This is a genomic window from Methylobacterium carpenticola (assembly GCF_042748905.1).
In the GTDB taxonomy this organism is placed as follows: Bacteria; Pseudomonadota; Alphaproteobacteria; order Rhizobiales; family Beijerinckiaceae; genus Methylobacterium; species Methylobacterium carpenticola.
In genome coordinates this window covers 771,921-796,861 of record NZ_JBHZEO010000001.1, presented here as the reverse complement: position 1 = coordinate 796,861, position 24,941 = coordinate 771,921, and the positions used below count along the sequence as shown (strand labels likewise).

General features: G+C 71.8%; 27 protein-coding genes. 13 read left to right on the top strand and 14 right to left on the bottom strand.

Going from position 1 to position 24,941, the window contains the following annotated elements; all coding sequences use genetic code 11:
* Nucleotides 1–26 precede the first annotated feature (26 nt).
* The 5 genes from ACE101_RS03775 to ACE101_RS03755 all read left to right on the top strand — a co-directional run bounded on the left by ACE101_RS03775 (nucleotide 27) and on the right by ACE101_RS03755 (nucleotide 4,894).
* On the top strand, nucleotides 27–1,619 hold the full coding sequence (locus ACE101_RS03775; RefSeq protein WP_379126213.1) for an ABC transporter substrate-binding protein: 1,593 nt from the start codon (nucleotides 27–29) through the stop codon (nucleotides 1,617–1,619).
* A gap of 199 nt (nucleotides 1,620–1,818) precedes the next feature.
* Entirely contained in the window at nucleotides 1,819–2,616 is a 798-nt protein-coding gene (locus tag ACE101_RS03770; RefSeq protein ID WP_379126212.1) for a helix-turn-helix transcriptional regulator, read from the top strand.
* Nucleotides 2,617–2,695: 79 nt separating this feature from the next.
* Nucleotides 2,696–3,304: an acyl-homoserine-lactone synthase gene (locus tag ACE101_RS03765; protein ID WP_379126211.1), complete on the top strand. Its 609-nt coding sequence runs from the start codon at nucleotides 2,696–2,698 to the stop codon at nucleotides 3,302–3,304.
* Between the two features lie 31 nt (nucleotides 3,305–3,335).
* Nucleotides 3,336–3,548, top strand: coding sequence for a hypothetical protein (locus ACE101_RS03760; RefSeq protein ID WP_379126210.1), 213 nt, complete (start codon nucleotides 3,336–3,338; stop codon nucleotides 3,546–3,548).
* A gap of 176 nt (nucleotides 3,549–3,724) precedes the next feature.
* Entirely contained in the window at nucleotides 3,725–4,894 is a 1,170-nt protein-coding gene (locus ACE101_RS03755; protein ID WP_379126209.1) for a multidrug effflux MFS transporter, read from the top strand.
* Nucleotides 4,895–4,946: 52 nt separating this feature from the next.
* On the opposite strand, the gene ACE101_RS03750 is transcribed toward ACE101_RS03755, so the two are convergent.
* From ACE101_RS03750 to bcsS, 4 genes are all read right to left on the bottom strand, one after another.
* Nucleotides 4,947–6,437: a carbohydrate porin gene (locus tag ACE101_RS03750; protein WP_379126208.1), complete on the bottom strand. Its 1,491-nt coding sequence runs from the start codon at nucleotides 6,435–6,437 to the stop codon at nucleotides 4,947–4,949.
* Nucleotides 6,438–6,510: 73 nt separating this feature from the next.
* On the bottom strand, nucleotides 6,511–6,666 hold the full coding sequence (locus tag ACE101_RS03745) for a DUF2256 domain-containing protein (RefSeq protein WP_379126206.1): 156 nt from the start codon (nucleotides 6,664–6,666) through the stop codon (nucleotides 6,511–6,513).
* A 3-nt stretch (nucleotides 6,667–6,669) separates the two neighbouring features.
* The gene (locus ACE101_RS03740) at nucleotides 6,670–7,536 is read right to left on the bottom strand and encodes a methionyl-tRNA formyltransferase (RefSeq protein WP_379126205.1); all 867 of its coding nucleotides are present in this window, start codon (nucleotides 7,534–7,536) and stop codon (nucleotides 6,670–6,672) included.
* 139 nt (nucleotides 7,537–7,675) lie between these two features.
* Entirely contained in the window at nucleotides 7,676–8,398 is a 723-nt protein-coding gene (bcsS, locus tag ACE101_RS03735) for a cellulose biosynthesis protein BcsS (protein WP_379126204.1), read from the bottom strand.
* A 393-nt stretch (nucleotides 8,399–8,791) separates the two neighbouring features.
* On the opposite strand from bcsS, the gene ACE101_RS03730 reads away from it, so the two are divergent.
* Entirely contained in the window at nucleotides 8,792–9,061 is a 270-nt protein-coding gene (locus ACE101_RS03730; RefSeq protein WP_379126202.1) for an usg protein, read from the top strand.
* Nucleotides 9,062–9,322: 261 nt separating this feature from the next.
* On the top strand, nucleotides 9,323–9,934 hold the full coding sequence (locus ACE101_RS03725) for an exopolysaccharide biosynthesis protein (RefSeq protein ID WP_379138459.1): 612 nt from the start codon (nucleotides 9,323–9,325) through the stop codon (nucleotides 9,932–9,934).
* Between the two features lie 3 nt (nucleotides 9,935–9,937).
* Here ACE101_RS03725 and ACE101_RS03720 read toward each other — a convergent pair whose 3' ends face one another.
* The 10 genes from ACE101_RS03720 to ACE101_RS03675 all read right to left on the bottom strand — a co-directional run bounded on the left by ACE101_RS03720 (nucleotide 9,938) and on the right by ACE101_RS03675 (nucleotide 19,757).
* Nucleotides 9,938–10,534: a nucleotidyltransferase family protein gene (locus ACE101_RS03720; protein ID WP_379126201.1), complete on the bottom strand. Its 597-nt coding sequence runs from the start codon at nucleotides 10,532–10,534 to the stop codon at nucleotides 9,938–9,940.
* Entirely contained in the window at nucleotides 10,531–11,556 is a 1,026-nt protein-coding gene (locus ACE101_RS03715) for a molybdopterin-binding protein (protein WP_379126200.1), read from the bottom strand. The genes ACE101_RS03720 and ACE101_RS03715 overlap by 4 nt, the downstream gene beginning before the upstream one ends.
* 10 nt (nucleotides 11,557–11,566) lie before the next feature.
* Entirely contained in the window at nucleotides 11,567–12,253 is a 687-nt protein-coding gene (locus tag ACE101_RS03710) for an XdhC family protein (RefSeq protein WP_379126199.1), read from the bottom strand.
* Between the two features lie 8 nt (nucleotides 12,254–12,261).
* Nucleotides 12,262–12,585, bottom strand: coding sequence for an XdhC family protein (locus ACE101_RS03705; protein ID WP_379126198.1), 324 nt, complete (start codon nucleotides 12,583–12,585; stop codon nucleotides 12,262–12,264).
* 47 nt (nucleotides 12,586–12,632) lie between these two features.
* Nucleotides 12,633–13,817, bottom strand: coding sequence for a vWA domain-containing protein (locus ACE101_RS03700; RefSeq protein WP_379126197.1), 1,185 nt, complete (start codon nucleotides 13,815–13,817; stop codon nucleotides 12,633–12,635).
* Nucleotides 13,814–14,716 (bottom strand): AAA family ATPase, encoded by a 903-nt coding sequence (locus tag ACE101_RS03695; protein WP_379126196.1) that lies wholly within the window; start codon nucleotides 14,714–14,716, stop codon nucleotides 13,814–13,816. The genes ACE101_RS03700 and ACE101_RS03695 overlap by 4 nt, the downstream gene beginning before the upstream one ends.
* A gap of 306 nt (nucleotides 14,717–15,022) precedes the next feature.
* Nucleotides 15,023–15,826, bottom strand: coding sequence for an FAD binding domain-containing protein (locus tag ACE101_RS03690; protein ID WP_379126195.1), 804 nt, complete (start codon nucleotides 15,824–15,826; stop codon nucleotides 15,023–15,025).
* Nucleotides 15,827–15,842: 16 nt separating this feature from the next.
* Nucleotides 15,843–18,212, bottom strand: a complete 2,370-nt coding sequence (locus ACE101_RS03685) for a xanthine dehydrogenase family protein molybdopterin-binding subunit (RefSeq protein ID WP_379126194.1) — start codon at nucleotides 18,210–18,212, stop codon at nucleotides 15,843–15,845.
* 75 nt (nucleotides 18,213–18,287) lie between these two features.
* On the bottom strand, nucleotides 18,288–18,788 hold the full coding sequence (locus ACE101_RS03680; protein ID WP_379126193.1) for a (2Fe-2S)-binding protein: 501 nt from the start codon (nucleotides 18,786–18,788) through the stop codon (nucleotides 18,288–18,290).
* Between the two features lie 504 nt (nucleotides 18,789–19,292).
* Nucleotides 19,293–19,757, bottom strand: a complete 465-nt coding sequence (locus ACE101_RS03675) for an SRPBCC family protein (protein WP_379126192.1) — start codon at nucleotides 19,755–19,757, stop codon at nucleotides 19,293–19,295.
* A gap of 212 nt (nucleotides 19,758–19,969) precedes the next feature.
* On the opposite strand from ACE101_RS03675, the gene ACE101_RS03670 reads away from it, so the two are divergent.
* The 6 genes from ACE101_RS03670 to ACE101_RS03645 are packed head-to-tail and all read left to right on the top strand — an operon-like array spanning nucleotide 19,970 to nucleotide 24,912.
* Nucleotides 19,970–20,890 (top strand): branched-chain amino acid ABC transporter permease, encoded by a 921-nt coding sequence (locus ACE101_RS03670; protein WP_379126191.1) that lies wholly within the window; start codon nucleotides 19,970–19,972, stop codon nucleotides 20,888–20,890.
* Entirely contained in the window at nucleotides 20,891–22,312 is a 1,422-nt protein-coding gene (gene livM / locus ACE101_RS03665) for a high-affinity branched-chain amino acid ABC transporter permease LivM (RefSeq protein WP_379126190.1), read from the top strand.
* Nucleotides 22,312–23,169 carry an ABC transporter ATP-binding protein gene (locus tag ACE101_RS03660; protein WP_379126189.1) on the top strand — a complete coding sequence of 286 codons (858 nt, stop codon included), beginning with the start codon at nucleotides 22,312–22,314 and terminating at the stop codon, nucleotides 23,167–23,169. The genes livM and ACE101_RS03660 overlap by 1 nt, the downstream gene beginning before the upstream one ends.
* Nucleotides 23,166–23,780 carry a LysE family translocator gene (locus tag ACE101_RS03655; protein ID WP_379126188.1) on the top strand — a complete coding sequence of 205 codons (615 nt, stop codon included), beginning with the start codon at nucleotides 23,166–23,168 and terminating at the stop codon, nucleotides 23,778–23,780. The genes ACE101_RS03660 and ACE101_RS03655 overlap by 4 nt, the downstream gene beginning before the upstream one ends.
* Nucleotides 23,777–24,553 carry an ABC transporter ATP-binding protein gene (locus ACE101_RS03650; protein WP_379126187.1) on the top strand — a complete coding sequence of 259 codons (777 nt, stop codon included), beginning with the start codon at nucleotides 23,777–23,779 and terminating at the stop codon, nucleotides 24,551–24,553. Before ACE101_RS03655 ends, ACE101_RS03650 begins: the two co-directional genes overlap by 4 nt.
* Nucleotides 24,553–24,912: a DUF6867 family protein gene (locus ACE101_RS03645; RefSeq protein WP_379126186.1), complete on the top strand. Its 360-nt coding sequence runs from the start codon at nucleotides 24,553–24,555 to the stop codon at nucleotides 24,910–24,912. The genes ACE101_RS03650 and ACE101_RS03645 overlap by 1 nt, the downstream gene beginning before the upstream one ends.
* Nucleotides 24,913–24,941: the final 29 nt, after the last annotated feature.

Here is a 24,941-nt window from a genome sequence, read left to right as displayed (position 1 = left end):
GCCTTCATGGGAAAGGAACCCGCGCCATGGCGATCCGGCGGCATCTCGGCACGGTCCTCCTGACGCTCGCCCTCGCCTCCCCGGCCGCCGCCAAGACCCTGGTCTTCTGCTCGGAGGGCAACCCCGAATCCCTCAACCCGCAGCTCGTCACCACGACGACCGGGATGGACGCCACCTGGCCGATCTACAACACGCTGGTCGAGTTCGCGCCCGGCACCACCACCATCCGCCCCGGCCTCGCCGAATCCTGGACGATCTCCGAGGACGGCCGCACCTACACCTTCCGCCTGCGCGCGAACGTGCGCTTCCACGACACGCCGCGTTTCCGGCCGACGCGCGCCCTCGCGGCGGCGGACGTGGTCTTCTCCTTCGAGCGGCAATGGAAGCCGGACCATCCGTTCCATGGCGTCTCGGGGGGCACCTACGCGTATTTCCGCGACCTCGGCCTGCCGGAACTCCTCGACGCCGTGGAGGCGGTCGATCCGCTCACCCTGCGCATCCGCCTGAAGGAGCCGGACGCGACCTTCCTCGCCGACATCGCCATGGCGCTGGGAGGCGTCCAGTCGGCCGAATACGCCGCCGAGGCCGCCGCCGCGGGCGATCCGGCGCGGATCGACCGGGAGCCGGTCGGCACCGGTCCGTTCCGCTTCGCCGGCTTCCAGCCCGACGTGGTGCTGCGCTACCGCGCCTTCGCGGAGCACTGGGCCGGGCGCCCGCCGGTCGACAGCCTCGTCTTCTCGATCACCCCCAACGCAGCGGTGCGGCTCGCCAAGGTGCGGGCGGGCGAGTGCCATCTGACGGCCTTCCCCAACCCAGCCGATCTCGAGGCCATCGCGGCCGATCCGGCGCTCACGCTGATGCGCCAGGAGGAACTCAACATCGGCTATCTCGCGCTCAACACGCGCAAGGCCCCCTTCGACGACGGGCGGGTGCGCCGGGCGATCGGGATGGCGATCGACAAGGAGGCCATCGTCCGGGGCGTCTACGGGGCGGGCGGCACCGCGGCGCGCACGCCGATCCCGCCGAACCTCTGGGCCTACGACCCGGCCATCCGCGACGACCCCTTCGACCGCGACGCGGCCCTGCGGCTCCTCGCCGAGGCGGGTTACCCGGACGGGTTCGAGGCGGAGGTGTGGTATCCGCCGGTCAGCCGCGCCTACAACCCGAACGGCCGGCGCGTCGCCGACCTGATCCAGGCCGATCTCGCGCGGATCAACGTGCGGGTCCGCCCGATGACCGAGGAATGGAGCACCTACCGGGGCCGGATGCTCGCGGGCGAGACGCCGCTCGCGCTGTTCGGCTGGACCGCCGACAACGGCGATCCGGACAATTTCCTCGGCGTGCTCCTCGGCTGCACGGCGACGCGGCCCGGCGGCAGCAACATCGCCCGCTGGTGCGACCCGGCCTTCGACGCCCTGGTGACCGCGGCGCGCCGCACCACCGACCAATCCCGCCGGGCCGCCCTCTACGCGCAGGCCCTGCGCATCTTCAAGCGCGAGGCCCCCTGGGTGCCGATCGCGCATTCGGCCGTGTTCGTGGTCGCGCGGCGCGAGGTGCGGGGCTACGTCATGGACGCGCTCGGGCGGCATCTCTTCCGTGACGTGACCCTCGCCGACTGACGTCGACCGATGATCCCATCCGTAAAATTCTCTCTTTCATCGCGCGCGGGCAGGATGTCCCCGGCCCGCGAAGAATTGGGGTCTACCGGCTCCTGCTGAAGTGGGGCAGGATCACGCCGCCGGGCGGTTCTGCTCGGTGCTTGTCACGGCTTTTGCGTGAGATCCGTCGGTTCGCCGATGGCGGCACGGGACGAACGGCATGAGGCCGGTCGTCAGCGCCGCGAGCGGGCGGCGATCCGGCCTCGCGCCCGAAGGGTCCGCCATGTCCGTCAAGTCGCTCGACCTCTCCCGCGAGCTGCTTCATGCGATCAACCGCACGGCCACGCCGGAGGCGCTGCGCGACCAGCTGCTGACCCGGCTCGCCGGGATCGGGGTCGAGCACGTGCTGCTGGCGACCCTGCGGATCTGCGACGCGCTGCCCTGCGACCGGCGCCCGACGGTGTTCATCGGCACCTATCCGGACGAATGGGCGCGCCGCTACTACGCCCGCAACTACATCCTCCACGACCCGGCGGTGCGCGGCATCGGCGAGCGGGCGAGCGGCTTTTCCTGGAGCGATCCCGGCCTCTACGCCCCCGACGACCCGAACGCCCGGCGCGTGCTCGGCGAGGCGGGCGAGTTCGGCCTGCGCGAGGGCTTCACCCTGCCGCTCCTCACCCTGGAGGGCGACACGGCGGGGGTGAGCTTCGTGGGCGAGCGCCTCGATCTCAGCCCCGCCGTGCGCGGGATGCTGACCCTCGTCGGCACCTACGCCCTCGGGCAGGCGCTGCTCATCGCCAACGGGCAGGCCGAGGCGCTCGCCGAGCCGCTCTCGCCCCGCGAGCGCGAGAGCCTGCAATGGGCCGCGGACGGCAAGTCGGACTGGGAGATCGGCGAGGCGATGGGCATCTCCGAGCACGGGGCGATCCGGCACCTGCGCGCGGTGCGGCGCAAGCTCGGCACGACGAGCCGCGCCCACGCGGTTGCCCTCGGCCTCAGACTCGGCATTATCAGTTGAAACCCTGGTACAATTTCTTGGACTATGACGGGCCCGGCCCGTGAGTAGAAAGGATTCCGCCTTATCGCGGAGTCCCGCCATGATCCACGTCGTCGACGCCACCAACATCCACCGCTACGCGTCCGAGATGGAGCAAGTCTATCGGCTCCGTCACGATATTTTCGTCCGGGACAAGGGCTGGGACGACCTCGCCAAGCCCGACCAGCGCGAGATCGACCAGTTCGATGACGAGCACGCCGTGCACCTGCTGGCGATGCAGGAGGGCGCCCTCCTCGGGTATTCCCGCCTGCTGCCGACGACGCGGCCCTACCTGCTCTCGAGCGTGCTGCCGGAATTGTGCGACGGCCCGGCGCCCTCGGCGCCGCACATCTGGGAATGGGGCCGGATCTGCGTGTCGGACCGGGCCCGGATCTCCGGCCGGCGCCTCAATCCGATCGCCCTGGCGCTCACCACGGCGATCGTGGAATGGGGGCTGCCGCGGGGCGTCTCCCGGTTCATCTCCCAGAACCCCACCTCCTGGCTCCTGCGCCTGATCCAGCTGCATTTCCGGGCCTTCCCGCTCGGCCTGCCCCGCCAGATCGAGGGCGAGGAGATCATCGCCGTCGAGGCGGGCTTCGACGAGCGCACCCTGCGCCAGCTCCGCTCGGTCCGCGGCGAGGATCGCCCCGTGCTGGCCGCGGCGGCCTGACTCCCATCCCTCTCGCTCGAAAGCCCCCGCCATGATCCTCGAAGACCACGACAGCGTCCGCCTCCCGGACGCGCAGACGGAGCTCTGCGTCCTGCGCGCGGCCGCCTCCATCCTCGACCTGCAGCGCCTGCCCGCCTCCGCGGTGAACGATCTGCCGTCCGTCCAGGCCCTGATCGACGCCGCCTGGGCGGTGTTCCGCGAGTTCGGGCGCGACGACACGCAGACCGGGCGGCGCCTCAACTGAGCACGGCGCCGGCGCGGCGGAACCCTGCCATGCCACGTCGGCATGGCAGCTCCGCCCGTCGGCGGGCATAGGATTGGCTTCCCGACACGGGCGCGCCGTCCCGGCGCAACCGCCCCGCGGCCGCCGCTTCGGCCCGCGGCGCGGACCCGTCGAATCGAAGGACGCCGGATCCAACCGTGCTGAAGACCGCGCCCGCCCGGGCCTCGCTGCCGCTCCTCGTCGCCGTGACGATGACCGGAACCGTGGCGCTCCACATCTTCGTGCCGGTGCTGCCCGCGGCGGCGGCCGATCTCGGCACCTCGCCGGTGGCGGCGCAGCTCACCATCACGCTCTACCTCGTCGGGCTCGCCTGCGGGCAGCTCGTCTACGGCCCCCTCTCCGACCGCTTCGGACGCCGGCCGGTGCTGATCGCCGGGCTCTCGCTCTACCTCGCCGGGCTCCTCCTGGCGATTCCCGCGCAGAGCATCGGCGTTCTGGTCGCCGCCCGGGTCCTGCAATCCCTCGGCGCCTGCGGCTCCCTCGTCCTCGGCCGCGCGATGGTGCGGGACGTGTCGAGCGCCACCGACGCGACGCGCAAGATCGCGCTCCTCACCATGGCGATGACCCTGACCCCGGCGCTCGCCCCGGCGATCGGCGGGGTGGTGGGCGGCGCCTTCGGCTGGCGGGCCGTGTTCGTGCTTCTCGCCGCCGTCGTCGCGGTGCTGGGGCTCCTCGTCGTGACGACGCTGCCCGAGACCAACCGGCAGCCCGTGGCGCTGCCCGGCCTCTCCGCCGTGGCGGCGGCCTATCTGCGGCTCCTCGGCACGCCGGCCTACCGGGCCTACCTGGTGGCGGGAGCCTGCGCGGGCACCAGCCTCTACGCCTTCCTGGCCGTCGCGCCGTTCCTCCTCGGCGAGCGCCTCGGCCGCTCGCCGCAGGAGGTCGGGTTCGACTGCCTGCTCGTCGTCGCCGGCATGGTGGCCGGGGCGGGCATCGCCGGGCGGATGGCCGGGCGGGTTCCGACCCGGCAGGCGGCCCGGCGCGGCAACCTGCTCTGCTTCGCGGGCGCGCTCGCGCTGCTCGCCATCGACCGCAGCGGGCAGCTCACGATCGTGACCCTGATCCTGCCGCTGATCCTCTACGCGGTCGGCATCGGCATCCTCGGGCCCACGGCGGTGGCGGGGCTGATGAACGTCGATCCGCACGCGGCGGGCGCCGCCTCCAGCCTCTACGGCTTCCTGCAGATGGCCTTCGGCGCCCTGTTCACGGTCTCGGTGGCCGCGTGGCACGACGGCACCGCGACCCCGGTGGCGGCGACCCTGCTCGGCGCGGCGAGCGCGGCGGCGCTGGCCCTGCGCCGGGCCTGAGCAATCCCGATGTTCCGCGTGGCGCCGCGGCCGGAGAGCGGATGACGCCCCGTCAGTAGCGGATCGTCGCCCGCAGGCCGAACACGGCGGCGTTCTTCACCCGGCCGAGATCGGGATCGCGCGGGTTGCGCACGCCGCCGCTCGGCTTGAACACGTACTGGATGTCGGGCTGGAGCGTGATGCCGGGGCCGAGCACGGCCTGGTAGGTCGCCTCCAGCACCGCCTCGGCGCTCCGCCGCGGCTGGCCGATGCCGGAGAACAGGATCCCGTCGAGATCCGCCTGCCGCGCGCCCGGCGCGACGCGCGAGAGCGCGAAGGCGAGGCCGAGCGTGTCGTCCGAGCGGCCCGGGAACAGCCCTTTGTAGGCGATGCCGGCGTCGAGGTAGAGATCGAGCAGGTTGCGGTCGCCGGGAGAGCCGGAGAGGCGCAGGAACACGCTGGCGCCGTCGTTGGGATCGTCCGGCTCCCGGTAGATGGTCTGGTCGATGATCCCGTAGATGCCGGTGTTGCCGCGGAAGCGGCGGCCGATCCCGGTCGTCGCGGGATCGGCGAGGGCGCGCCCGGCGGTGTCGCGGTCGAGGGACGTGAAGCGGCCGAAATGATACCAGCCGCCGAGCGTCACCGTGCCGGGCTCGCCCGTCGAGCCCTTGTCGATGTTGTAGGCATACGAGATCTCCGCGATGGCGAGCGCCGGGTCGCCGGTGCGGAAGGAGGTGCCGGTGCGGTTGCGCCGCTGCGGGTCGGGATCGAGCCCGGGCCGGACCGGGCCGGCCGGATCGCCGTCGTAGAGGCCGGCCTGGAACGAGAGGTTGCGGTTGGGCATCAGCTTGATGCGGGCGCCGGGCGTCGCCAGCGGGTAGATCGGCCCGCCGCTCGGCAGGATCACCGCCATGATGTTGGGCCAGCCGAAGGTCGAGTTGATGAACAGCGTGCCGGTCTGGCTGACCGCGAACTCGGTGTCGGCGGCGAGCTGGCCCGCGCGCAGGGCGAGCCGGCCGTCGAACAGCTTCTGCTCGAACCACGCCTCGTAGAGCCGCGAGGCGGGCAGCGCCTCGATGGCGCTCACCGTGATGAGGTTGTCGACGTAGTAGCGCGACAGGCCGGTGCCGTGGATCTGGTAGGCGTTGGCGTGGATCGCCGCGCCGGTCCAGCCGGCGAGCTTCTCCAGATCCATGTCGACCTGCACGTCGAGGCGGCCCTCGGCGATGGCGCCGCGCCGCGCGCCGCCGGTGGCGTTGCCGAGCAGCTCGCCGATATAGGTGAGGCTGTACTCGATGCCCTTCGTCTTCAGGAAGGCCCGGTCGCCGCCCGGGTCGCCCGCGGGGCCAAACCCCTCGGCGATGGAGGTGTTGAGGTTGGCCGAGGGCTTGGCGGAGGTGTCCGGCTGGGCCACCGAGGTCTGCGGGTCGCCGCCGGCGCCGAAGGGCGAGCCGATCGCGATCCCCTCCCCGGCGATCCGGGCCGCCTCATCCGGCCCGGCCTGCCCGCTCGCCGCCGTCGTCAGAAGGGCGAGGACGAGGCCGATCGCACTTGCTCCCCGCACGTCCCCTCCCGCGCAGCCCTGACGCGAGGGCCGCTAGCATGTCGGGATGTCGATCGGGAGACGGCACGGCTCCTCAGCGTCCCTCGCGCCCGGCCTCCCGCCGGCAGCGCTCGGAACAGTAGCGCACCTCCTCCCAGACCCGCGCCCACTTCTTGCGCCACGCGAAGGGCCGGCCGCACCGGGCGCAGATCCTCTGGGGCAGATCGCCCTTGCGGCGCATCGGGGGCACGGCTCAGCGCCCCGTCTGTCCCGCCTCGGCGAGCGGCAGCGTGCTCCAGCGGGTGATCTGGACGTAGCCGTCGCGGGCGGCCACCAGCAGGTGGCGGCGGTGGCGGTGCACGATCGTGCCCGGCGCGTGGCGATGGGGCTCGCTCCAGCCGTCGGCGGAGGCCACGAAGACGCGGGCGTCGTTGAGCCGGGCCACCGTCTCGATCGCCCCGAAGGCCCGCACCTTGCGCAGCACCGCCTCGACCGGCTGGCGGAAATCGAGGGTGCGGTCCGCATCCGTCACCCGCGGCCAGTAGCTGCCGTCCCCCTGCGGCTCGGGCGAGCGCCAGCGGGCCGGCAGCTCGCGGGCGATCGGCCCGGCGGCGATCCGCATCGCCGCCATCTGACAGCGCGCGAGCAGCGTCTCGTGCGTCTCCAGCGGGGAGAGCGGGAAGATCTCCTGGGCCAGGATGTCGCCGGTGTCGAAGCCGTCCTCGGCCAGCACATGGGCGGTCATGCCCCAGCTCTCGTAGGAATCGAGGATGGCCTTGAACAGCGGATAGGGACCGCGGCCGTTCGGCAGCGGCGAGGGATGGAAGTTCAGGGCGTAGCGCACCCGGCCCGGCCAGCCGGTGATCAGCCACGGATAGCCGGCGACGACGAGGGCCCAGTCGCGGCCGTGCTCGGCGGTGAGCGCGTCGATGTCGGCGGGCCGCAGGCGCGAGAGCTGGATCGGCACCCGGTAGCGCCGCGCATGGGCCACCACGACGTCGTTGAAGTCGTAGATCCCGTCGCAGGGGCGGGTGAACAGCTTGATGGGCTGCCAGCCGGCGCCCGTGAGGGCCTCGAAGACGCCGCCGAGAAAGTCGATCCCCGCGAAGGCGAACTTCATGCCCCGTGACCTCCCGGATGCGCCGGCCCGTCGCGCGGCCGGCCCGTCATCCGCCCTACCTAAACCCCGGGCGCCGGCCTGTCCCGGGGTCGGGCGGCAAAATGATGCGGAAGGCGGGCGGCGGCATCGCGCCTCGGCCTCACAGAGGCAGCCAGAGCGCGCCCGAGAGATAGAGCCCGGGACGGCGGATCGCGTCCTCGTAGAGCCAGCCCGCCGAGACCCGCCCGCGCAGCCGCGGGACGGCGACGCGCGCCAGATCGACATCCGTGAGATGGAGGCCGAGATTCCACTTCCGGTAGCCCGTGCGGTCGGCATAGAGCGACGCCTCGGGCCCGAGATAGAGCGACTCCACCCGCCAGCCCCAGGACAGACGGCTCCAGGCATCGCCCCGGGCGCTGCCGGCGATCGCCGTCGTGGTGAGCAGCGTGTCCTCGGTCGGCCGCGCCCAGACCTCCGCATGGAGGCGGAGGCCGAAACGGGGCGCCGGGAGCCGCCTCAGGGCGCTCGAATCGAGGACCTCGAACGCCGTCTCGGGCCCGGCGAAGACCGCCACCACGCCCCAGTCCCACAGCCATTGCCAGCCGCCGAGGGCGCTGCCGAGGACCGTATGGCGCAGGACCCGCGGCGGCACCGCGCCTGCCCGCACGTCCAGTCCGCCCCGGTCCCGCTCGGAGCGGACGCCGTAGCCGACCTGCCCGAGCAGGACGACGCCGTCGGCGGCAGGGCCGCCGGGCAGGAACTTGGCGCCGGCATTGACGAAGGTGGAGCGCCCGGCATCGAGGCTGCCGAACAGCACGGTGCGCAGGGCGGCGCGGTCGTCGGCCCGCGGCCTTTCCGCCCACGCGGCCGCGATGCCGCCCACGGCCAGGGCTGCCGCCCAACGAATGCGCTGGAGCCGTCGCGTCGACAGGGGGCGACACCGGGGTCGGGGACTCGATGGTGTGGAAAATTCCTTTCCATTGCCGCAAGGTCAAGTGACGCTCCCCGGGAAATCACGGCGGCATGCCGACCGATCGGGCTCCGAAGAGACGGGCAGCAGCCATGATTCCGCTTGCCAGTCAGGACCCGCGGCGTCATAGGAGCTGCGCAGCGCCGCAAGACTTGTTGGCACTCTTCAATAAGTGCTGCCAAAGCCTTGTTTTTGAACGACAACGCCGATTTTTGATCTTGAGCATGGCGGCCTCTTGGCCGCATCATCGGATCCCTCGCCAGCCTATGCACGGCCGTTCTTGCCCCGGCCGAGGAAGGAGGTCCGATGGTATCCAGGGAGTTCCTGCGTCAGCTCGAAGGTTATGGCCTGACCACCGCTCAGATCCTCTATCGTCTGCCCGATCATCCGGGCGTGCTCCAGACCTACGTCTGGCAGGAATACGACCTCGCTCCGAAATTCCCGGTGCTGCACGGTTTCCTGGCCTTCTGGGAGCGCGAGCTGGAGGGGCCGCTGCACTCGGTGCGCGTGGCCCATTCGCACCTGATCAAGCCGGCGGAGTTCCGATCGGTGAACGGCGTGTTCACGATCCACTGACCGGCGGGCCCTGCCTCACGAATGCCCCTTTTCCTCGTCTGAAGACGGTCACGGCGCCCTCGCCGAGGGCGCGGAGATGGTTGTCGAATGACGAGCACGCGTGCGGGAATGGCGGCAGCGCCGCGAGACGCCGTCGGCCTCCTGGAGCCGGCCGCGGATTGCGACGCATCGCCCGCCCGGCGGGCGGTCGGGTTGGCCGAGGGGGCAGAACAGGCTAGAGCGGCGGGCGCCGCCACCGAGGCAGCGGACGGCCCGATCCCTTTGACCCAACCGACGCGAACCTCCGACGTCCTCACCGTGCTCGCCGCGCAGGAGACGGACCGACTCACGGTGGGCGACATCGTCGCGGTGCTGCGCGACAAGGCCTTCGCACTCCTCGTGGTGCTGCTCGGCCTGCCGAACTGCCTGCCGATGCCGCCGCCCATCCCGCTGATCTGCGGGCTCCTGCTCGCGCTCGTCGCGGCGCAGATCGCGGCCGGCATGTCGGCGCCCTGGCTGCCGCGCTCGCTGCTCGGCCGCTCCATCAAGCGCGCCGACCTGCAGCGGGCGGTCGCCCGCGCGGTGCCGCTGCTGCGCCGCCTGGAGCGCTGGTCGCGCCCGCGCATGCGGGTGTTCGAGAACGAGGTCGGGATGCGGGCCATGGGCCTGCTGCTGCTGGCGCTCGCCCTGGTGCTGATCGTCGCCGCGCCGATCGTCGGCCAGATCCCGCTCGGCCTCGCGGTGTCGCTGATGGGCCTCGGCCTCGTGGAGCGCGACGGCATCGTCGTCATGGCCGGGCTCGGCGTCGGCGTGCTCGGCGTGCTCCTGAATCTCGGCTTCGTCTACGCGGTGTTCAGCGCCGTCGTTGGCCTGTTCAGCCTCGGGATCGTCTGATCCTCAGCGGCGGGCGCCGGCGAGCGCCTCGGGCGTGTCGATGTCGAGGAGCACGGCATCCTCCTCCACCTCCCATTCGAGCAGGTCGGACCGCCCGGCGAGGAGCGGTCCCGCGCCGCGGTCGCCGGCCAGCGTCGCCAGGTCGGCGGCGAGGCGGCGGCGGTTGAGCAGCACCGGGTTGCCGCGCCGGCCGGCGCGAACCGGGATGACGGCCGCCGGGGCCTCGCCCGCCTCCCGGAAGGCCGCCGCCAGCCCCCGGATCACCGCGGCGGAGACGCGCGGCATGTCGCCGAGCAGGATCACCGCGCCGGCCACCTCCGCGGGCAGCGCCGCCAGTCCCGCGCGCAGCGAGGTCGACAGGCCCTCGGCGTAGCGGGCGTTGGTGACGGCGGCGAGACCGAGGCCCTGGAGGGCGGCGCGCACATCCGGCTCCGCATGCCCCAGCACGGCGACGACGGGCCCGAGCCCGGCGGCGATGGCGGCCTCGGCCGCGTGGCGCACCAGCGGCTTGCCGTCGAGGGGGGCGAGCAGCTTCGGCGAGGGGCCGAACCGGGTGCCGCGGCCGGCGGCGAGCAGCACGATGCCGACCGGGGCGCTCACCCCTCGTGCTCCGGATCGTCCGGCGTGCCGCCGGCCCGGGGCTGGGGCCGCGAGACGATCTCCATGAGCAGGCCGCCGACGCCGAGCGCGACGATGTCGGCCCGGCCGACCGCGAGGCCGGCGAGCAGGCGGTGCAGCACCCAGTCGAAACCGTTCTCCTTCGGCGAGCGCGCGCAGCCGGGCGCGCCGATCACGGGCGCATCACCGAGATGCCCGAGGAGCAGGAGGTTGCCGGGATCGACCGGCATGCCGAGGTGATCGACCCCGCCGCCCGCCGCCGCGATGCCGGCCGGGATCACGTCGCGCCGGTCCGCGATGGCCGAGGCGCCGAATACCACGACGAGGTCGCTCGTTCCGGCGGTCCGCCGCAACGCCTCGGCCACCGCCTCGGCGGTGTGGGCGACGCGGTCGTCGGAGACGATCTCGGCCCCGGTGGGCGCGAGGCGCTCCGCCAGCACCCGCAGGGTCTTGTCGACCACGCTGGCCTTCAGGCCGGGCAGCAGGGTCGAGATCACGGCGACCCGCCGGAGCCGGTAGGGCGCCACCGCGACGGAGGGCCGGGCCGCCGCCGCCAGCGCGGTCCGCAGGGTGGGTCCCGAGACCGCGTAGGGGATGATCTTGACCGTCCCCACCATCTCGCCCGGCACCACGGGCTTGAACGGGGCGAGGGTCGCGAGGGTCACCGCTTCGTCCACGCGGTTGACGGCCTCGATGGTCCGCGTGTCGAGAACCAGCACGCCCGCCGTCGCCGCGTGGAGGTTCGCCCGGCCGGTGAAGGCCGGCGCGATCTCGATCCCCTCCCCGGCCGCCGCCTCGGCGACCGCCCGGGCCGCCTCGTCCTCGGACACGTCGCCCGGCTCCAGGGTGACGGCGACGATCTCGGTGAGGCCCGCCTCGGCGAGGCGGCGCGCCTCCTCGGGACCGATGCGGCTGCCCTTGCGCAGCACCGCGCCGCCCGCCCGCACCGAATGGGCCGAGATGAGCCCGGCGGATTCCGCGACCGGGACGGGACCGAACCTCATGAGCCCTCTCTCACGGGCCGGAGCGGCGCAGGGCCGCGATCACCTCGGCCAGGACCGAGACGGCGATCTCCGCCGGACTCACCGCGCCGAGATCGAGGCCGATCGGCGCCCGGATGCGCCCGATCTGCGCCTCGGACAGGCCGGCCTGCATCAGCCGCTCGACCCGCCGGGCATGCGTCTTCCGCGAGCCGAGCGCCCCGACATAGAAGCAGCCGGCGCGCAACGCCGCGACCAGGGCGGGATCGTCGATCTTCGGGTCGTGGGTCAGGGCCGCGAGGGCCGTGTAGGCATCGAGGGGCGGCAGGCCGGCGAGCGCCTCGTCCGGCCAGAGCGCCACCAGGGGCACATCCGGGAAGCGCTCGGGCGTGGCGAAGGCGGTGCGCGGATCGATGATGGCGACGTCGAGATCGACGAGCGCGGCCATTGGCGCGAGCGCCTGGCTGATATGCACGGCGCCGATGATGACGAGGCGCGGCGGCGGCACCTGCACGGTGAGGAACCACGAGCGCTCCCCGGCCTCGATCACGCCGCTCTTCCCCGAGCGGAAGCGCGGCAGCAGCTCGCCGGCGAGCGGGTCGGCGGCGGCCTCGGCCTCGGGCACGAGACGCTGCTCCGACCCGTCGAGGGCCGTGACCAGGATGGCGGCCCGCCGGGCGGCGCGCTCGGCGTTGAGGCTCTTCAGGAGATCGAGACGCATGGCCGCCCCTACTCCACCCGCTCGACCAGGACGCGGATCCGCCCGCCGCAGGAGAGCCCGACCCGCCACGCGGTCTCGTCGGCGACGCCGAATTCGAGGATGCGCGGGCGGCCCTCCTCGATCACCTCCACGGCCTCGGTGATCACCGCGCCCTCGACGCAGCCGCCCGAGACGGAGCCGAGGAAGTTGCCCTCCGCGTCGATGATCAGATGGCTGCCGACCGGCCGCGGGGCCGAGCCCCAGGTCTCGATCACGGTGGCGAGGGCCACGCCGCGCCCCGCCTCGCGCCAGCTCTGCGCGGCGGAGAGGATGTCGGTGTCGGTGGAGAGCATCGGGGTTCTCCCGCGCCGCGGATCGCGCGCTGCCGACAAGGTAGGCATCAGCCGGCGCGGTGCAACCAAGCCCGCGGATCCTCCGCGCGGATCGGCCCTGCGCGAAGCGCTTGGCAGAGATCCTCCATCGCCGCGAGGCTGTGGATCGGCCGGAAATCGTGGACGTGGGGCAGCATCGCCCGGATGCCGGCGGCCCGAACCTCGAAGCGGTCGAAGCGCAGGAGCGGGTTCAGCCAGACGAGGCGGCGGCAGGAGCGCTTGAGCCGGTCCATCTCGAAGGTGAGGTCCGGCGTCACCTCGCGCTCCAGCCCGTCCGTGAACAGCAGAACCACCGCGCCCCCGCCGAGCACCCGGCGCGACCAGTGCCGGTTGAAGGCGTGCAGGGCCTCCGCGATGCGGGTGCCGCCCTCCCAGTCGCGGGCGCGGGCGCTCGCCCGGGCGAGCGCCTCGTCCGGGTCGCGGCGGGCGAGTTCGCGGGTGATGTTGGTGAGCCGCGTCGCGAAGACGAAGCTGTGCACCCGCCGCCGCTCGCTGAGCGCATGCAGGAAGTGGAGGAAGAGGCGGGAATACTCCGCCATCGAGCCCGAGATGTCGGCGAGCGCCACGAGCGGCGGCGGGCGCACCCGCGGGGCCCGGAAGGCGAGGTCGATGCCGCCAGAGGCGCGGATGGTGCGCTGAAAGCTGCGGCGCGGGTCGATCCGCCCGTGGGCCTGCGGGGCGAAGCGGCGGGTGCGGGTGGCGTCGTCGGGGAGCGCGAGCACCGCGATCCGGCGGCGGGCCTCGGCCACCTCGTCGGCGGACATCTGGGCGAAGTCCTTGGCCTTCAGCACCTCCCGCTCGGAGACCGTGAGGGTGGCGCGCACCACCGTCTCGTCCTGCTCCGGCCGCGGCTTCGGCGCGGCGGGGCTCAGGGCCTCGCGCACCCGCAGGGCGCCGGCCTTGGGCGGCTCGCGCCCGCGCTCCGGCGCCAGCGGCGACATCTGGGCGATCAGCTTCTCGATGAGGTCGCGCCGCCGCCAGAACAGGCGGAACGCCTCCGCGAACAGCACCGAATGCTCGTGCTTGCGCACCAGCACGGCGTGGAGCGTCCAGTAGAGATCCTGGCGGCTGCCGATCCCGGCCGCCTGCACCGCCTCGACCGCGTCGATGACGTCGCCCGGCCCGACCGGCAGGCCGGCCTTGCGCAGGGCGCGGGCGAAATAGGCGATGTTGTCCGGCAGCCGGCCCGTCATCGCGCCGCCGAGCGCACCTCGTCGAGGAGCGCCTTGGCGCGCCCGGCCTGCATGGCCTGGATGTCGTCCTGGTACTTCAGCAGCACGCCGAGCGTGTCGGAGACGAGGGCGGGATCGAGGGCGACCGCATCGAGTTCGACCAGGGCCGTCGCCCAATCGAGGGTCTCGGCCACGCCCGGCGCCTTGAACAGGTCCTCCTTGCGGATCGCCTGCACGAAGGCGACGACGTCGCGCGCCAGCGCGGCCGGCGCGCCCGGCACCCGGCGCTTCAGGATGGCGAGTTCGCGCTCCGCGTCCGGGTAATCGACCCAGTGATAGAGGCAGCGGCGCTTGAGGGCGTCGTGGATCTCGCGGGTGCGGTTGGAGGTCAGCACGACGATGGGCGGCTCGGGCGCCCGGATGGTGCCGAGTTCGGGAATCGTCACCTGGAAATCCGACAGCACCTCGAGCAGGAAGGCCTCGAACGCCTCGTCGGTGCGGTCGAGTTCGTCGATCAGCAGGACCGGCGATCCCCCCTCCGCCGGCTCCAGGGCGCGCAGGAGCGGCCGGCGGATCAGGTAGCGCTCGGAGAAGAGGTCGGCTTCGAGCCGCTCGCGATCGACCCCGCCGCCGGCCTCGGCGAGGCGGATCGCCATCATCTGCCCGGCATAGTTCCACTCGTAGACCGCGGAGGCGACGTCGAGGCCCTCGTAGCATTGCAGCCGGATCAGCGGCCGGCCGAGGGCGGAGGCCAGCACCTTGGCGATCTCTGTCTTGCCGACGCCCGCCTCGCCCTCGAGGAAGAGCGGTCGCTTCAGCCGCAGTGACAGGAAGGCCACGGTGGCGAGCGCCCGGTCGGCGACGTAGCCGTTATCGGCGAGGAGCGCGAGGGTGGCGTCGATCGAGGCGGGCGGTGTCATGCCGATCCGGGGCTGATGGCGGCGATCCGATCCGGCTCGGATCCGATCGCCAATGCTGGGACGGTGCGGGCGCCCTCGACGATCCTCATGCCGAGAGACCCGAACAGGCCGGTGCTTCCGGGCTCGGCGGCCTGGGGGGCTTCGAGGCCGCGGCAAAGCCGCGGCACCTCGGCATGAGGGCCCGGGTGCTTGCCAGACCGCTTTCACCGCCGGGCTGCGGGCATTGCCGAAGGCTGCAGGACATCATCGGCCAACCTTGTACGGCAGCACCGGACGGTGCTCAATCGGATGCGGGACGGCGCCGTCCTATCGATCCGTCGCCTTCTGCACGGCGCGCCGCGCCATCACGCCGATGAGATGGGCGCGATATTCCGCATCCGCGTGCAGATCGCTGATGAGATCGTCCGCGGAGGCGCTCAGCCCGTCGAGCGACTTGGGCGAGAAGCGCTTGGCCAGGGCCTCCTCGGCCTCCGGCCAGCGGAAGACGCCGTTCGACCCCGCCCCGGTCACCGCGACGCGGATGTCGCTCGGGCGCTTGGCCACGAAGACGCCGACGAGGGCGTAGCGCGAGGCCGGGTTGCGGAACTTCTCGTAGGCGGCCTTGTGCGGGATCGGGAACGAGACCCCGGTCACGATCTCGCCCTCCTCCAGGGCGGTCTCGAACAGGCCGAGGAAGTACTCCTCCGCCGCGATGCGCCGCTTGCTGGTGATGATGGTGGCGCCGAGGGCGAGGCAGGCGGCCGGGTAGTCGGCGGAGGGGTCGTTGTTGGCGATGGAGCCGCCGATGGTGCCGCGGTGGCGCACCGCCGGGTCGCCGATCAGGGCGGCGAGTTCGGCCAGGGCCGGGATCGCCTCCCGGACCTCCGCCGAATCCGCCACGGCGCCGTGGGTCGTCATCGCGCCGATCGTGACCGCGCGCGGCGTGCGCTCGATCCCGACGAGGTCGGGGATCGCCCCGAGATCGATCAGGTGGCCGGGCGCCGCGAGGCGCTGCTTCATGGTCGGGATCAGGGTGTGGCCACCGGCCACGATCTTGGCGTCCTCCTGCCTGGACAGGAGGCCGAGCGCCTCCTTGACGGAGGCGGGGCGGTGATACTCGAAGGCGTACATGGCGCGGGCTCCCGGTTCACTCGGCGGCCAAGGGCTGGGGCTGGCGGGCGGCCTGCGCGGCCCGCCAGACGGCGAGGGGCGTCGCCGGCATCGCGATGTTCTCGTGCCCGAGGGCATCGGTGAGAGCGTTCATCACGGCGGCCGGCGCCGCGATCGCCCCGGCCTCGCCGCAGCCCTTGATGCCGAGGGGGTTCGACGGGCAGGGCGTCACGGTCATGCCGACCGCGAAGGAGGGCAGGTCCGCGGCGCGAGGCATGCGGTAATCCATGAAGCTCGCGGTGACGAGCTGGCCGTCCGCATCGTAGACCGCCCCCTCGAACAGGGCCTGACCCACCCCCTGCGCGATGCCGCCATGGACCTGCCCCTCCACGATCATCGGGTTGATGACGTTGCCGAAATCATCGACCGCCGTGAAGCGCTCGATGGTGACGTGGCCGGTCTCGGGATCGACCTCCAGCTCGCAGACATGCATCCCGGCCGGGAAGGTGAAGTTGGTGGGGTCGTAGAACGCCCCCTCCTTCAGGCCGGGCTCCAGATCGGCGCCCGTGAACTTGTGGGCGATGTAGGCCTGGAGCGCCACCTCGCCGAAGGCGAGCGAGCGGTCGGTGCCGGCCACGGTGAAGCGGCCGTCCTTGAACTCGATGTCGCCCTCGCCCGCCTCCAGGGCGTAGGCGGCGACCTTGCGGCCCTTGGCGATCACCTTGTCGAGGGCCTTGGCGATGGCCGACATGCCGACCGCGCCGGAGCGCGAGCCGTAGGTGCCCATGCCGAACTGCACCTTGTCGGTGTCGCCGTGCACGATGCTGACGCTCTCGATCGGCACGCCGAGCCGGTCGGCGACGAGCTGGGCGAAGGTGGTCTCGTGGCCCTGGCCGTGGCTGTGGGAGCCGGTCAGCACCTCGACGGAGCCGGTCGGGTTCACCCGCACCTCGGCGGATTCCCACAATCCCACGCCCGCCCCGAGGGCACCCACCGCCTGCGAGGGGGCGATGCCGCAGGCCTCGATATAGGAGGAGTAGCCGATGCCGCGCAGCTTGCCGCGGCGCGCGCTCTCGCGGCGGCGGCGGGGGAAGTGCTTGGCGTCGGCGGCCTCCAGCGCCTTGTCGAGGGAGGCGGCGTAATCCCCGACGTCGTAGGTCATGATGACCGGCGTCTGGTGGGGGAAGCTCCGGATGTAGTTGCGGCGCCGGAACCGGGCCGGATCCTGTCCGATCTGCCGGGCCGCCACCTCGACCAGCCGCTCGATGACGAAGGTCGCCTCGGGCCGGCCGGCGCCCCGGTAGGCGTCGACGGGGGCGGTGTTGGTGTAGACGCCGTCCACCTCGCAGGAGATTGCCGGGATGTTGTACTGGCCCGACAGCAGCGGGGCGTAGAGGTAGGTCGGCACCGACGAGGCGAAGGTCGACAGGTAGGCGCCGAGATTCGCCACCGTGTGGACGCGAAGCCCCAGGATGCGGCCGTTCTCGTCGAGGGCCATCTCGGCCCGGGTGACGTGGTCGCGCCCGTGCGCGTCCGCGAGGAAGGCCTCGGTGCGGTCGCTGGTCCACTTCACCGGCCGGCCGACCCGCTTGGCCGCCCAGACGCAGACCGTCTCCTCGGCGTAGATGAAGATCTTCGAGCCGAAGCCGCCGCCGACGTCGGGGGCCACCACCCGGAGCTTGTTCTCGGGGGCGATGCCGATGAAGGCCGAGAGCACGAGCCGGGCCACGTGCGGGTTCTGGCTCGTGGTGTAGAGGGTGAACTGCTCGTCGGCCTCGTCGTACTCGCCGATGGCGGCGCGCGGCTCGATCGGATTCGGCACCAGACGGTTGTTGACGATGTCGAGGGTGGTGACGTGCTTGGCCCTGGCGAAGGCGGCGTCCACCTCGGCCTTGTTGCCGAGGTGCCAGTTGAACACGACGTTGTCGGGCGCGACGTCGTGCACCGTCACGGCCGAGCCCTGCGCCTTGGCGGTCTCGACCACGGCGGGCAGCACCTCGTAATCGACCGTGATCGCCTCGGCGGCGTCCCGGGCCTGGGCCAGGGTCTCGGCCACCACCACGGCGACGTGATCGCCGACGTAGCGCACCTTGCCCTGGGCCAGGGCCGGGTGCGGCCCGGCCTTCATCGGGCTGCCGTCCTGGGAATGGATCATCCAGCCGCAGATCAGCCCGCCGACCTTGTCGGCGGCGAGATCCGCGCCGGTGAACACCCCGATCACGCCCGGCATCGCCGTCGCGGCCCCCGTGTCGATGCCGCGGATCGCCGCGTGGGCGTGGGGCGAGCGCAGGAAATAGGCGTAGGCCTGGCCGGGGCGGTTGAAGTCATCGACGTAGCGGCCCTTGCCGGTGATGAAGCGCTGGTCCTCCTTGCGGCGCACGGGGGCGCCGATGCCGCTCGCGGTCATGTTCCTCTCCCGTCGATCGCCCATCGTGTGACGGCGCATCCCGGCCTCTGGCGGGCCGGTGAAGGTCCCGAACGCCTACTCGGCGGCTTCGCGCAGAGGCGGCTCCCCGCCCATGGCGGCCGCGCCGGCGGCGATCGCCTTGACGATGTTGTGGTAGCCCGTGCAGCGGCAGAGATTGCCTTCCAGCTCGTGCCGGATGGTGGTCTCGTCGAGGTCGTGACCCTTGCGGCGCACGAGGTCGACGGCGGTCATGATCATGCCGGGCGTGCAGTAGCCGCATTGCAGGCCGTGATGCTCGCGGAAGGCGGCCTGCATCGGGTGAAGCGCGCCGCCGGCCTCGGCCAGCCCCTCGATGGTCGTCACCGCCCGGCCCTGGGCCTGGATGGCGAGCACCGTGCAGGCCTTCACGGCCTCCCCGTCGAGATGCACCACGCAGGCGCCGCACTGGCTGGTGTCGCAGCCCACATGGGTGCCGGTGAGGCGAAGCTTGTCCCGCAGGAACTGCACGAGAAGCGTGCGCGGCTCGATGTCGGCGGTCACGGCCTTGCCGTTCACCGTCAGGCTGACAGCGCTCATGATGCTTTCCTCCTCATCGGCCGGGTCCGCCGGATCCTTGTGCCAGGTCCTTGGGCAGAGCAACCGCGCCGGCCGCCCTCGTCGTTGAGAATCGTTCGAAAACGAGTGTCAACCGGCCGGGTCGGGCGGTCAAGGAGGGATCGGCGGGACTTTCGGGGTCCAAATGGGACGGTTCACGCCGGCGGCACGGCCGGAGCCGGACCAAGCGGCGGCGGCGCCCAGGAGAAGCTGCCGCGCTTCGCGAGCATCGCAGGGTCGCGAGCGCCGGGGAGGATGCGGACGATCAGGATCTCGGCACCGTCGTGCCGATCATAGGCCACTCAGCTCCCCGCCACCGCCACAGGCCGACCCGGTGCGGGATCGTTCCGCTGGGCGCCCGGGGCCGGAAAGGTGCGCAGCGGCCGCCAAGCCGCCTCGATGCGGGTGAACGGCCGCGACGCGACGGTCTCCGACGTGCCGAGCGGGACGTGGCGCCGGACGGCGACGAGATCGGCCCGCGCGGCGTCAGGCGGAAGGCTGCCCGCCCTGAACCTCCTTGGCGAAGGTCTCGAAGAAGCCGTCCGCGTATTTCTTCGCCACGCCGTTGATCAGACGGCCGCCGAGTTGGGCGATCTTGCCGCCGACGCTGGCATCCACGTCGTAGGTCATCCTGGTCTGGCCGTCCTCGGCGGGTTCGAGCCGCACCGAGGCGCCGCCCTTGGCGAAGCCCGCGACGCCGCCCTGGCCCTCGCCCGAGATGCGGTAGCCGTTCGGCGGATCGATGTCGGAGAGGGTCACCTTGCCCTTGAAGGTCGCCTTCACCGGCCCCACCGCCACCTTGGCGGAGGCCTGCAGCTCGTTGTCCCCGGTCTTTTCGAGGCTCTCGCAGCCCGGGATGCAGCGCTTGAGCACCTCCGGGTCGTTCAGCTTCTCCCACACGGTCTGCTGATCGGCGGGCAGCATCACCTCGCCGCTCATCGTCATCGCCATCGCGCGTTTCCCCCGAGGTCGGTTCGGCCGGACGATAGCGAAGCCGCGACGCTCAAGCCAGCGGCCGTAATCCCCGCCTGATTGTGGAGTGGTGCGGCCCTTGCTAAGGATTTGGCCGGGACAGTCCGCCACCCGAACACGGGGGCGGATTCTTGGGAGGCGGGATCGCACCGCGCGAGCGGATGCGATCCGGGTTGGGAGTGTGCGTCCGCATGGAGGTGTTTGCGCAGCAGCTCATCAATGGGCTGACGCTCGGGTCGATCTACGGCCTGATCGCCATCGGGTACACGATGGTCTTCGGCATCATCGGCATGATCAACTTCGCGCATGGCGACGTGTTCATGCTCTCGGCCTTCATCGCGCTGATCACCTTCCTGCTGCTGACGACGGTCCTCGGCATCGGCTCGGTGGTGGTGGCGCTGATCCTGGTGATGATCGTCGCCATGGCGCTGACCGCGCTGTGGGGCTGGTCGATCGAGCGGATCGCCTACCGGCCCCTGCGCGGCTCCTTCCGCCTCGCGCCGCTGATCTCGGCCATCGGCGTCTCGATCTTCCTGTCGAACTTCGTGCAGGTGGTGCAGGGCGCCCGCAACAAGCCGACCCCGCCGATGATGCGCGACGTGATCGTGCTCTGGACCGGCGAGAACGGCTACGCGGTCGCCCTCTCCTACAAGCAGATCATCATCATGGTGGTCACGGCCGTGCTGCTCGCGGGCTTCTGGTACCTCGTGCAGCACACCTCCCTCGGCCGCGCCCAGCGCGCCTGCGAGCAGGACCGCAAGATGGCGGCCCTGCTCGGCATCGACGTCGACCGCACCATCTCGCTCACCTTCGTGCTCGGCGCCGCGCTCGCGGCGGTCGCCGGCACCATGTACCTGCTCTACTACGGCGTCGTGTCCTTCTCGGACGGGTTCGTGCCGGGCGTGAAGGCCTTCACGGCGGCCGTGCTCGGCGGCATCGGCAGCCTGCCGGGGGCGGTGCTCGGCGGCCTGATCATCGGCCTGATCGAGACCTTCTGGTCGGCCTACTTCTCGATCGAATACAAGGACGTGGCGGCTTTCTCGATCCTCGCCATCGTGCTGATCTTCATGCCCTCCGGCATCCTCGGCCGGCCCGAGGTCGAGAAGGTCTAGATGAGCGCCCCCGCACCCGCCCTCGCGGCCTCGACCGCCGCAGCCCGGCCCGCCCCCGACATCGCGGCGATCGTCAAGGACGCGGCCCTCTTCGCCCTCGTCACCTTCGGCCTCTGCGTGCCGATCGTCAGCTACCGCACCGATCTCGGCGGCGAGGGCGGCGCGCTCGGGCTGACGCCGCGCTGGGGCCTCGTCGCGATCCTGTGCGGCCTCGTCTTCATCGGCCGCATCGCGCAGCGGGTGGTGCTCGCCAACCGCGACGCCCGCCGCGCCCTCGCCCCCTCGCCCCGGCAGGCCACCGAGGCCGTCCACGCGACGCCGAATGCCGGGCAGCGGATCTCGGGGCTCGCGCTGCCGGCCTTCCTCGGCGTGGCCCTGGCCTTCCCGCTCCTGGCGGTGCTCGGCACCGGGGGCCTGTCCGAATCGCGCTACTGGATCGACCTCGGCATCCTCATCCTCACCTACGTGATGCTGGGCTGGGGCCTGAACATCGTGGTCGGCCTCGCGGGTCTGCTCGATCTCGGCTACGTCGCCTTCTACGCGGTGGGCGCCTACACCTACGCCCTGCTCTCGACCACCTTCGCGCTGTCCTTCTGGATCTGCCTGCCGCTGGCCGGCCTCTTCGCCGCCTGCTGGGGCATGATCCTGGGCTTCCCGGTCCTGCGCCTGCGCGGCGACTACCTCGCCATCGTGACGCTGGCCTTCGGCGAGATCATCCGCCTCGTCCTGATCAACTGGTCGGACTTCTCGGGCGGCGCGGCCGGCATCTCGTCGATCCCGCGCGTGACCTTCTTCGGCCTGACCTTCACCTCGGACGACGAGGGCTTCGCGGCGAAGCTCGGCCTCGCCTTCGACCCGATGCACCGGGTGGTGTTCCTGTACTACCTGATCCTGGTGCTGGCGCTCATCACCAACCTCGTCACCCTGCGCATGCGCCGCCTGCCGCTCGGCCGGGCCTGGGAGGCCCTGCGCGAGGACGAGATCGCCTGCCGCTCCCTCGGCATCAACACCACCAACACCAAGCTCACCGCCTTCGCGCTCGGCGCCATGTTCGGCGGATTCGCCGGGTCGTTCTTCGCGGTGCGCCAGGGCTTCGTCAGCCCCGAGAGCTTCAACTTCCTCGAGAGCGCGATCATCCTCGCCATCGTGGTGCTCGGCGGCATGGGCTCGCAGATCGGCGTCGCCATCGCGGCGGTGGCGATGGTCGGCGGGCCGGAGATGCTGCGCAACCTCGGCTTCCTCAAGGCGGTGTTCGGCGAGGGCTTCGACCCGAGCGAGTACCGCCTGCTGCTGTTCGGCCTCGCCATGGTGCTGATGATGATCTGGCGCCCCCGCGGCCTCATCTCGGAGCGGTCGCCCTCCATCGTGCTGAAGGAGCGCAAGGCCATCTCGGGTTCCCTCGTGAAGGAGGGGCACGGCTGATGGCGGCCCTCGCCTCCCCCCGCCTCGCCGACCCGGTGCTGACGGTCGACCACCTGACCATGCGCTTCGGCGGTCTCGTCGCGGTCAACGACCTCTCCTTCGTGGTCGGGCGCGGCGACATCACCGGGCTGATCGGCCCCAACGGCGCCGGCAAGACCACGGTCTTCAACTGCATCACCGGCTTCTACAAGCCGACCGAAGGCATGATGACCCTGCGCCACCGCGACGGGGCGCGGTTCCTGCTGGAGCGCCTGCCCGGCTACGCGGTGAACCGGCGGGCCCACGTCGCCCGCACCTTCCAGAACATCCGCCTGTTCACCGGCATGACCGTGCTGGAGAACCTGCTGGTGGCGCAGCACAACCGGCTGATGCACGCCTCGGGCTTCACCATCGCGGGCCTGTTCGGATTGCCGGCCTTCCGCCACGCGCAAGCGGCGGCGGTGGAGAAGGCGGTGGGCTGGCTCACCCGCATCAACCTCCTGCACCGGGCGGACGACCCGGCGGGCGACCTGCCCTACGGCGACCAGCGCCGGCTGGAGATCGCCCGGGCCATGTGCACCGATCCCGTCCTGCTCTGCCTCGACGAGCCGGCGGCGGGCCTCAACCCGCGCGAATCCCTCGAACTCAACGACCTGCTGCGGGCGATCCGGGACGATTTCGACACCTCGGTGCTGCTCATCGAGCACGACATGTCGGTGGTGATGGAGATCTCCGACCACGTCGTGGTGCTCGATTACGGCACCAAGATCGCGGACGGCACCCCCGCCGAGGTGCAGAGCGACCAGAGCGTCATCGCCGCCTATCTGGGCGTCGAGGACGAGGAGGTCGAGGCCGTCGAGGCGGAGGTGGGCGTATGACCATCGCAACCTGGGCGGCCTTCGCGGGCGCCTCCGCGATCCTCCTGGTGATCCCCGGCCCGACCATCCTGCTCGTCGTCTCCTACGCCCTCGGCGGCGGCCTGCGCGCGGCCCTGCCCTCGGCGATCGGGGTGGCGCTCGGCGACCTCACCGCCATGACCCTGTCGATGCTGGGGCTCGGCGCCCTGCTCGCCACCTCCGCCACCCTGTTCACGGCGCTGAAATGGCTCGGCGCCGCCTATCTGGTCTGGCTCGGGGTGAAGCTGTGGCGGGCCGGCGGGCGGCTCGAGGCTCCGCCCCGCGCGGGCGCCCCGGCCTTGCGGATGGCGGTCCATGCCTGGCTCGTCACCGCCCTCAACCCGAAGAGCCTGACCTTCTTCATCGCCTTCCTGCCCCAGTTCCTCGATCCGCGAGGGGATCTCTTGACCCAGATGGCGACCTTCGAGGCGACCTTCGTCATCCTCGCCTTCCTCAACGCCCTCGGCTACGCGCTTCTGGCGGCGCGGGCCCGGGGCCTGTTCGGCCGGGCGGAGCGCGTGCGCCTGTTCAACCGCATCGGCGGCAGCCTCCTGATCGGGGCCGGCCTCGCCACCGCGCGGAGCGCGCCATGAGCGCCGGGCCCCTCCGGACGGACGACCTGCGCGGTACCGTCGTCGGCACCCGCCAGCCGCTCCTCGGCGTGCGCGGGGTCAAGACCTTCTACGGCAACATCATCGCGCTCAAGGGCGTCGACCTCGACGTCAACGAGGGCGAGATCGTCACCCTGATCGGGGCGAACGGGGCGGGCAAATCCACCCTGATGATGACGATCTTCGGCAATCCGCGGGCGCGCGAGGGCAGCATCACCTATGCGGGCCAGGACATCACCCGGATGCCGACCCACGAGATCGCCCGCCTCAACCTCGCCCAGTCGCCGGAGGGGCGGCGCATCTTCCCGCGCATGACCGTCTACGAGAACCTGCAGATGGGCGCCGCGGTGAATGGCGGCGCGCATTTCGCGCAGGATCTGGAGCGGGTCTGCGTGCTGTTCCCCCGCCTGAAGGAGCGGCTGCACCAGCGCGGCGGCACCATGTCGGGGGGCGAACAGCAGATGCTCGCCATCGCCCGCGCGCTGATGAGCCGGCCGCGGCTCCTCCTGCTCGACGAGCCCTCGCTCGGCCTCGCGCCCCTCGTCGTCAAGCAGATCTTCTCCGTCATCAAGGACCTGAACGAGCGCGACGGGATGACGGTCTTCCTCGTGGAGCAGAACGCCTACCACGCCCTCAAGCTCGCGCATCGCGCCTACGTCATGGTCACCGGCACCATCACGATGAGCGGCACGGGCAAGGAGCTGCTCGACGATCCCTCCGTGAAGGCGGCCTATCTGGAAGGAGGCCGGCACTGATGCAGGGCATCCTCTACGAGGAGAGCACGATCTGGCTCTTCCTCCTCGTCACGGTGGTGATGGGCGGCTGGGCCGCCTGGATGACGGCGCGCGGCATCGCCCTCGGCTGGCGCCCCTACTGGCAGGTGGTGCTGGCGCTCCTGCTGCTCGGGGCGGCGGTGCGCTTCATCCACTTCGCGCTGTTCGGCGGCACGCTCCTGTCGCCGCACTACTACGTGGCCGACACGATCGTGCTGCTCCTCGTGGGCTCGGCGGGCTACCGGGCCACCCGCGCCCGCCAGATGACCACGCAGTACCGCTGGCTCTACGAGCGCACCGGCCCGCTGACCTGGCGCGAGAGGACGGCGCAAAGCAGCTGACCCCATCGGGGCGCACCCGATGCTGTCCG

Excerpts from the sequence above, each read along its gene's own strand:
- ACE101_RS03775 (WP_379126213.1), top strand. The coding sequence starts at position 27 with ATGGCGATCCGGCGGCATCTCGGCACGGTCCTCCTGACGCTCGCCCTC.
- ACE101_RS03770 (WP_379126212.1), top strand. The coding sequence starts at position 1,819 with ATGAGGCCGGTCGTCAGCGCCGCGAGCGGGCGGCGATCCGGCCTCGCG.
- ACE101_RS03765 (WP_379126211.1), top strand. The coding sequence starts at position 2,696 with ATGATCCACGTCGTCGACGCCACCAACATCCACCGCTACGCGTCCGAG.
- ACE101_RS03760 (WP_379126210.1), top strand. The coding sequence starts at position 3,336 with ATGATCCTCGAAGACCACGACAGCGTCCGCCTCCCGGACGCGCAGACG.
- ACE101_RS03740 (WP_379126205.1), bottom strand. The coding sequence starts at position 7,536 with ATGAAGTTCGCCTTCGCGGGGATCGACTTTCTCGGCGGCGTCTTCGAG.
- ACE101_RS03730 (WP_379126202.1), top strand. The coding sequence starts at position 8,792 with ATGGTATCCAGGGAGTTCCTGCGTCAGCTCGAAGGTTATGGCCTGACC.
- ACE101_RS03715 (WP_379126200.1), bottom strand. The coding sequence starts at position 11,556 with ATGAGGTTCGGTCCCGTCCCGGTCGCGGAATCCGCCGGGCTCATCTCG.
- ACE101_RS03710 (WP_379126199.1), bottom strand. The coding sequence starts at position 12,253 with ATGCGTCTCGATCTCCTGAAGAGCCTCAACGCCGAGCGCGCCGCCCGG.
- ACE101_RS03705 (WP_379126198.1), bottom strand. The coding sequence starts at position 12,585 with ATGCTCTCCACCGACACCGACATCCTCTCCGCCGCGCAGAGCTGGCGC.
- ACE101_RS03700 (WP_379126197.1), bottom strand. The coding sequence starts at position 13,817 with ATGACGGGCCGGCTGCCGGACAACATCGCCTATTTCGCCCGCGCCCTG.
- ACE101_RS03695 (WP_379126196.1), bottom strand. The coding sequence starts at position 14,716 with ATGACACCGCCCGCCTCGATCGACGCCACCCTCGCGCTCCTCGCCGAT.
- ACE101_RS03690 (WP_379126195.1), bottom strand. The coding sequence starts at position 15,826 with ATGTACGCCTTCGAGTATCACCGCCCCGCCTCCGTCAAGGAGGCGCTC.
- ACE101_RS03685 (WP_379126194.1), bottom strand. The coding sequence starts at position 18,212 with ATGACCGCGAGCGGCATCGGCGCCCCCGTGCGCCGCAAGGAGGACCAG.
- ACE101_RS03680 (WP_379126193.1), bottom strand. The coding sequence starts at position 18,788 with ATGAGCGCTGTCAGCCTGACGGTGAACGGCAAGGCCGTGACCGCCGAC.
- ACE101_RS03675 (WP_379126192.1), bottom strand. The coding sequence starts at position 19,757 with ATGGCGATGACGATGAGCGGCGAGGTGATGCTGCCCGCCGATCAGCAG.
- ACE101_RS03670 (WP_379126191.1), top strand. The coding sequence starts at position 19,970 with ATGGAGGTGTTTGCGCAGCAGCTCATCAATGGGCTGACGCTCGGGTCG.
- livM (WP_379126190.1), top strand. The coding sequence starts at position 20,891 with ATGAGCGCCCCCGCACCCGCCCTCGCGGCCTCGACCGCCGCAGCCCGG.
- ACE101_RS03660 (WP_379126189.1), top strand. The coding sequence starts at position 22,312 with ATGGCGGCCCTCGCCTCCCCCCGCCTCGCCGACCCGGTGCTGACGGTC.
- ACE101_RS03655 (WP_379126188.1), top strand. The coding sequence starts at position 23,166 with ATGACCATCGCAACCTGGGCGGCCTTCGCGGGCGCCTCCGCGATCCTC.
- ACE101_RS03650 (WP_379126187.1), top strand. The coding sequence starts at position 23,777 with ATGAGCGCCGGGCCCCTCCGGACGGACGACCTGCGCGGTACCGTCGTC.
- ACE101_RS03645 (WP_379126186.1), top strand. The coding sequence starts at position 24,553 with ATGCAGGGCATCCTCTACGAGGAGAGCACGATCTGGCTCTTCCTCCTC.